General features: G+C 68.4%; 5 protein-coding genes. 3 read left to right on the top strand and 2 right to left on the bottom strand.

Features of this window, described 5'->3' with window-relative positions:
• From Vau01_RS54820 to Vau01_RS54810, 3 genes are all read left to right on the top strand, one after another.
• Positions 1-3,233, top strand: a 3,233-nt coding sequence (locus Vau01_RS54820) for a ThuA domain-containing protein (RefSeq protein ID WP_239152778.1), incomplete at its 5' end; no start/stop codon positions are given.
• Between the two features lie 164 nt (positions 3,234-3,397).
• A complete protein-coding gene (locus tag Vau01_RS54815; RefSeq protein WP_204010038.1) occupies positions 3,398-3,910 on the top strand; it encodes a SigE family RNA polymerase sigma factor in 513 nt (170 codons plus the stop codon).
• A complete protein-coding gene (locus tag Vau01_RS54810; RefSeq protein WP_204010035.1) occupies positions 3,907-4,965 on the top strand; it encodes a hypothetical protein in 1,059 nt (352 codons plus the stop codon). The genes Vau01_RS54815 and Vau01_RS54810 overlap by 4 nt, the downstream gene beginning before the upstream one ends.
• A 170-nt stretch (positions 4,966-5,135) precedes the next feature.
• Here Vau01_RS54810 and Vau01_RS54805 read toward each other — a convergent pair whose 3' ends face one another.
• Both Vau01_RS54805 and Vau01_RS54800 read right to left on the bottom strand, forming a co-directional pair.
• Positions 5,136-5,957 (bottom strand): immunity protein CdiI family protein, encoded by an 822-nt coding sequence (locus Vau01_RS54805; RefSeq protein WP_204010032.1) that lies wholly within the window; start codon positions 5,955-5,957, stop codon positions 5,136-5,138.
• 254 nt (positions 5,958-6,211) lie between these two features.
• The gene (locus Vau01_RS54800; protein WP_204010029.1) at positions 6,212-6,619 is read right to left on the bottom strand and encodes a PLD nuclease N-terminal domain-containing protein; all 408 of its coding nucleotides are present in this window, start codon (positions 6,617-6,619) and stop codon (positions 6,212-6,214) included.
• Between the last annotated feature and the right edge of the window lie 221 nt (positions 6,620-6,840).

Genomic DNA, 6,840 nt, shown 5'->3' with positions numbered 1-6,840 from the left:
GGCTCTCCACGACCGCCGACGTGCTGAACGCCAGCGAGCAGGCCGCCTTCGAGCAGTACATCCGTGGAGGCGGCGGGTACGTCGGTGTCCACGCCGCGTCCGACACCGAGTACGACTGGCCGTGGTACGGCAACCTGGTCGGCGCGTACTTCGCCAGCCATCCGGCGAACCAGAACGCAACGGTCCGGATCGAAGACACCACACATCCGTCGACCGCCGGCATTCCGGTCACCTGGAACCGGTTCGACGAGTGGTACAACTACCGGACCAACCCGCGCTCGCAGGTCCACGTTCTGGCAACGTTGGACGAGAGCACCTACACCGGTGGCTCGATGGGCGGGGACCATCCGATCGCGTGGTGCCGGGGTTATGACGGCGGCCGCTCCTGGTACACCGGCATGGGCCACACCATCGAGAGCTACGCCGAGGCGAACTTCCGTACGCATCTGCTGGGTGGTATCCGGTACGCGGCGCAGGGTACGGGCAACTGCTCGACCGGCCAGCCTCCGCAGGCCGGCTACAACCAGGTCACCCTGGCCAAGGGCGTGGGCGAGGTCGGGGAGCCGATGGGGCTGACCGTGCTGCCCAACCGCGGCGCCCTGCACACCTCGCGCGACGGCACGGTCCGGTACACGGACCCGGCCGGCAACACCAAGGTGGCGCTGACCATCCCGGTGTACACGCACGACGAAGAGGGTCTGCAGAGCATCAAGGCCGATCCGAACTTCGCCACCAACCGGTGGGTGTACGTCTACTACGCCCCGCCGCTGTCCACCCCGGCCGGCGACGCGCCGGCGACCGGCACGGCGGCCCAGTTCGCGCCGTTCAACGGCGTGAACCGGCTGTCCCGGTTCACGGTCAACGCGGACTTCACCCTCGACCCCAATTCGGCGGTCACGGTCCTGGACGTCCCGACCAGCCGTGGGATGTGCTGTCACGTCGGCGGTGACATCGACTTCGACGCGGCGGGCAACCTCTACCTGTCAACCGGTGACGACACGAACCCGTTCGACTCCAGCGGATACACGCCCATCGACGAGCGGACGGACCGTAACCCGGCCTTCGACGCCCAGCGCACCTCGGGCAGCTCCAACGACCTGCGCGGCAAGGTGCTGCGGATCCGGCCGAACAGCGGCGGCGGATACAGCATCCCGACGGGCAACATGTTCGCGCCCGGCACCGCCAACACCCGCCCCGAGATCTACGCGATGGGCTTCCGCAACCCGTTCCGCATGAGCGTGGACAAGGCGACCGGCGCCGTGTACCTCGGCGACTACGGGCCGGACGCCGGCACCGCCAGCGCCACCCGCGGGCCGGCCGGCACCGTCTCGTTCGAGCGGATCACGCAGCCGGGCAACTACGGCTGGCCCTACTGCTCGAACTACAACACGCCGTACATCGACTTCACGTTCCCATCCGGTCCCTCGGGCGCGGCGTTCAACTGCGCCGGCGGGCCGGTCAACAACTCGCCCAACAACACCGGCCTGACGCAGCTGCCACCGTCCCAGGCGGCCTGGCTGCCGTACGGCGGCGGGCAGGACCCACCGGCTCTGTGTTGCGGGAGCCTGTCGCCGATGGGTGGGGTCGTCTACAACTACAGCGCCTCGCTGGCCTCGGACGTGAAGTTCCCGGCCTCGATGAACGGCAAGGTGTTCCTGGGCGAGTTCGGCCGGCGGTGGATCAAGGCGGCCACCGTCACCAGCTCCGGCGGGGTCGGTGCGATCGAGGCGTTTCCGGCGTACACCGGCACCCAGGTGATGGACCTGGAGTTCGGGCCGGACGGCGCGCTGTACGTGCTCGACTACGGCACCGGCTGGTTCGGCGGTGACGCGAACTCGGCGCTGTACCGGATCGAGTACAACAGCGGCGGTGGCCGGTCGCCGGTGGCGTCGGTGTCGGCCAACCCGACGAGCGGAAACGCGCCGTTGACCGTGCAGTTCAGCTCAGCCGGATCCAGCGACCCGGACGGTGATCCGATCACGTACGCATGGGACTTCACCACGAACGGCAGTACGGATTCGACGGCGGCGAACCCGTCGTTCACGTACACGTCCAATGGTGACTTCACCGCGACGTTGACGGTGCGGGACAGCACCGGCCGCACCGCGACCGCGAGTGTGGTGATCGGTGTGGGCCGGCCGACGGTCACGCTCAACCAGCCGCTCAAAGGGAGGGTGTTCAACTTCGGCGACGCCATCCCGTTCCAGGTCACCGTGAGCGATCCGAACGGGGCGACTGTGGACTGCGCCCGGGTGCGGGTCAACTACATCCTCGGTCATGACAGCCACGGCCACGCCCTGTCCAGCGCGACCGGGTGTTCCGGCACGCTGCAGACCCCGGTGGACGGTGAGCACGACGCCAACGCCAACATCTTCGGCGTCGTGGTCGCCGAGTACACACCTGTCGGCTCGACCACGCCGGTGACCTCGCCGCAGGCGGTCCTGCAGCCACGCACTCGCCAGGCCGAGCACAACAGCGGCCAGCAGGGCACCACCGTCGTGGCCAAGCCGTCCGCCAACGGCGGCAGTGCGGTCGGGTACATCGAGAACGGCGACTGGATCTCGTTCACGCCGTACAACCTGACCGGTGTCACGTCGTTCACCGCGCGGGTGGCGTCGGCCGGCACCGGCGGCACGATCACGCTGCGGACCGGGTCGGCGACCGGTCCCGTGGTCGGCACGGCGACAGTCGCGCCGACCGGTGGCTGGGAGACCTGGGCCGATGTCACCGGCGCCGTCACCCCGCCGACCGGCATACAGAACCTGTTCCTCGTGTTCACCGGCGGAGCCGGGTCGCTGTTCGACATCGACTCGTTCACGCTCGGCTCCGGCACGCCGCCGCAGTCGGGGAATCTGGCGCTGAACAAGCCGGCCACAGCGTCGAGTGTGGAGTCGGCGGCCTATCCGGCGTCGGCGGCGGTGGACGGGTCGGCGACGACTCGGTGGGCGAGTGCGTTCTCGGATCCGCAGTGGATCCAGGTCGACCTCGGCGCGACGTACGCCATCGACCGGGTACGGCTGGTATGGGAGGCGGCGTACGGCTCGGCGTACCAGATCCAGACCTCGACCGACGGCACCACCTGGACCACCGCCCGGACGGTGACCGGCGGCAACGGCGGTGAGGACGACAACACCGGGCTGACCGCGTCCGGCCGGTACGTCCGCATCAACGGCACAACCCGCGCCACGGCATGGGGATACTCCCTGTTCACGTTCGAGGTCTACGGCAGATAGAACCCGGCGGCCCGGGAGCGGCAACGCACCCGGGCCGCCCACACCCACCGCTGTGTCCCGCCAGGGTGTGGAGGCGGCCGAGCCACGGCGCCGGTCACATCCCGGTGTCCTGTGTCGGCGAAATTGCCGGACAACCTTCGGGGGCTCTGCGGCGTAGACGAGGTATGAGCGAAACCCGAACCGTGGACGCCGCCTATGCCGCCTTCGTGGCGGCCAATTGGGGGCGGTATCTGCGGGTCGCCCGACTGCTGACGGGGGATGTCCACCGCGGCGAGGAACTGCTGCAGGACAGCCTGGTCAAGCTGTACGTCCGGTGGCGGCGGGCGTCGATCCGCGGTGATCCGCACGCGTACCTGCGGCGGACATTGATCAACGGGAACATTAGCTGGTGGCGGCGCTGGCGGCGGGAGCAGCTGGTCGCCGATCCCCCGGACTACGAGGACCCGCGGGCCGCCGCCACGCCTCAGGACCAGGTGCGGCGCGCGTTGCGGCAGTTGCCGCGCGGGCAACGGGCGGTGGTCGTGCTGCGCCATTACGAGGACCTGACCGAGCGAGAGGTCGCCACCCTGCTGCGGTGCACCGTAGGCACGGTCAAAAGCCAGAATGCCCGAGCGCTCGCCAAACTCCGCGAGTTGCTCGTCGACTACGACCTCACAGCGAAGGAGGGGGCCGGATGATTGACGAACAGGCACTGTCCGCTGCCTTGCACGAACTGGCCGATCGTGACGAGGTCGGCACGCCGCCGCTCGATCGGCTCCTACACCGCGGGCGCCGGTCACGACGGGCTCGAAACGCCGTCGCCACCACCGTTACCGCGACGGCGGCAATCGGCGCACTGGCCGCCGGTACCGTCCTGGCCGCACCCGGCGGCGACTCCCCAAACGCCGACACCCCCTGGTCGCTCGCCCTCGCCGCGCAGACCACATCCCAGTCCACGTTCCGCTTCAAGCAGACCCAGACGATCCAGCTCGACGCGCACACGGAGTTCCCCGACGGCAACGTCTCGGTCATCCAGGGCCTCTACGATCCCGTCAACCGGCGCGCAGCCTTCGAGGTCCTGGTCGGCGGAGCCCGCAACATGACCGTGTGCGCCGATCCTTCCGGTGGGCCCGGTGGCGCGCCGTCTCCGTCCGGCAGGTCCGGCGGCACGCCGTCCGCCTCCGCCTCCGGCGGGCCCGGCAGTGGACGGTCGCAGCCTCCACCGAGTCCCGCCTGTTCGGCCGCACCACCGCTGGAGATGACCCGAATTTCCGAGCTGCGTCAGGTCGGCGACCAGTGCTTCCTGCACCCGGTCGGTGCAGGCGCGGACGGGCCGTGGCAGCAACTACACGGCGACCGTTGCGTGTCCGCATCCGCCGCAGGTGTGGCGATGTCCACCGACCCGCGGTCGGTCCTGGAACGCATCAGGACGCTCGGCACGGCCATATATCGCGGCCGCACCGGAACCGGGCCACAGGCCACGGACACCTGGACGTTCGGCTACACCACCGAGCGGACAACGAACACGGTTCCGGTAACCGTTACCGGAACCGTGGCCGTCAACGTCGCGACGGGCCTGATCACGCAGGTCACGACCCACGACGTGGTCCAAGAATCCGGGCCGGCACCTTTCGTCGCCGACTCGGTAACCGAGTTCAGCGACTTCGGTACACCAGTGGTCGTAACCGCTCCGAACAACTCGGCGCCACCGCCCACCGGCAGCCCTACGCCAACGCCCACCAGCACGCGATAATCCGACGGCCTCGACACCGTCGCCGACGCTCTACCGGAATCCGCGCCGAGACGCCGACCGGGGGAGAACAGAACCGCCGTCCGGGTGGGCGAGAGTTCGAAACTCCCGGTCGCTCCGCCCACCCCACCCCGCCCAGCGCGAGCGGGCGCGAACGGGCCACTCGACCTTGATCACCTGCGCGCCTCCCGGTTGCCTGTGCCCACTCGGTGACTGCTGGACAGTTTCACGCCGGGTGGGCGGACGGCCTCGGGCATGTACTCGACGTGGTAGTCGGCACCGACTGCAGCTTGGACTTGAGCGGCAAGTCGTTCGCCTTGCTGCACGAACACCTCGGCCTGTTCCTCGGACTCAAATCCGCCTATACGCGGCCACTCTCGCAGCACTTCCAGATGTTCTGCGGCCCAGGCTTCGATCTCGGCGACGAGTTCTGGTCTGATCGGCAGGTCCGCAGGGTCGAGCTCGATCCGGTTCTCGCCGGCGGTCCGTGACAACGGCGAACGCCCGACCTGTGCCATCAGCTTGAGCCACCGGCGGGGACGGGATCGCTGGAGCAGTTCCTTCGCCGCCGCCACGATCTCCAACTCGATCACGGCCGGGTCCTCCGGATGATCGTCGAGTGTCGAGGCGAGACCGACGAAGATCCGAAGGTCGCCGCTGTCTTCAACCCGGTGGAATGCCGATCTCCAGATCTCGTTCGCCCCGGCGGCCGGGCTGATGACTCCGTCGACGATCTGTTGTGCTGTCGTACGGGCGAGCGACCAGGCCGCCTCGTCTGGCGCGGGCACGGTGAATCCGAGTTCGTCGAGCGCGTGCATGAACAGGTCTGCCGAGTCGCGAACGTCGGCTGGGTTCTGCCCCGCAAGGATGCGAAGTGAGGGACTGTCCAGACCTCGGACCAACGCATCGGTCGCAAGCTCCGGCAGATGCTCGGCGCGAAGCTCTCCGGTCACCATTCGCCAACCCGCGACTTCCAGAGGGTCCGCCTCGATCACCTTGAGCACGTTACGTGATCCAGCACCCCGTTCAGCCCGGGTAGGAACAAGGCATGGCGGTCGCTTCCGACTCGACGCGCCCGACCTGCGGCAGATGCGTGCACCGCCCAACTGGTTGCCACGGCTCGCGATGGGCCGGGGCAACCAGCATTTGGGACTCGCACGCCTGGTCGGGTCTCGGCGGCCGGCACCTCTCGGCGGCCGGCACCTCTCGGCGGTCAAGGCAGGCCTCCGCCGGCGACTGAGGCGGACTGCTAAGCGGTGCTCCTCGCCAGAGCGTTGGTCTTCAACTTCTCGTACTCGCTCGCGTCGATCGCACCGGAGTCGAGCAACGCCTTCGCCGACGCGATCTCATCGGTGACGCTTCCTTTACCGCCGTTCGGCGTCGCGACCGATCTGATGTAGGCATCCTGCCGCTTCTGCGCCTCGGCTTGGGCACTGAGCGCACGCTCGGTCATTCCGCTGCCGCGGGCGATCAGGTAGACCAGCATGCCGAGGATCGGTAGGAAGACGATGAACAGGGTCCACAACGTCTTGGCGAGGCCGCCGAGGTCCTTGCTACGGAAGAGATCTCCGAAGATCCAGAACAGGGACATGAACCAGGCACAGAGGATGAAGAACTCGAACATTGCCAGCAGGAACGAGCCGTTGTCGTCAAACACGTAGGTACCCCCTTCCGGGGACTCAGCGCCGGCTGTATCGGCGACGTGAGGTCAACTTTCTCCCGCCAGTGCACCGCTTGCTGGTCGTCCCTACCTCATCCGCTATGGATGGCGTCGGCACGCGCGCTGCCCGGGCGAGGCCTGGTCAAGACGGCCCGCTTCCTTGCCGCACACCTGTGCCAGACGCCTTGATCGTGGCTCGGTTGAGCGACGGCGGCCCC

Source organism: Virgisporangium aurantiacum, from assembly GCF_016863635.1.
GTDB lineage: Bacteria > Actinomycetota > Actinomycetes > Mycobacteriales > Micromonosporaceae > Virgisporangium > Virgisporangium aurantiacum.
The sequence above is the reverse complement of the archived record's forward strand: the minus strand, read 5'-3'. Positions and strand labels throughout refer to the sequence as shown.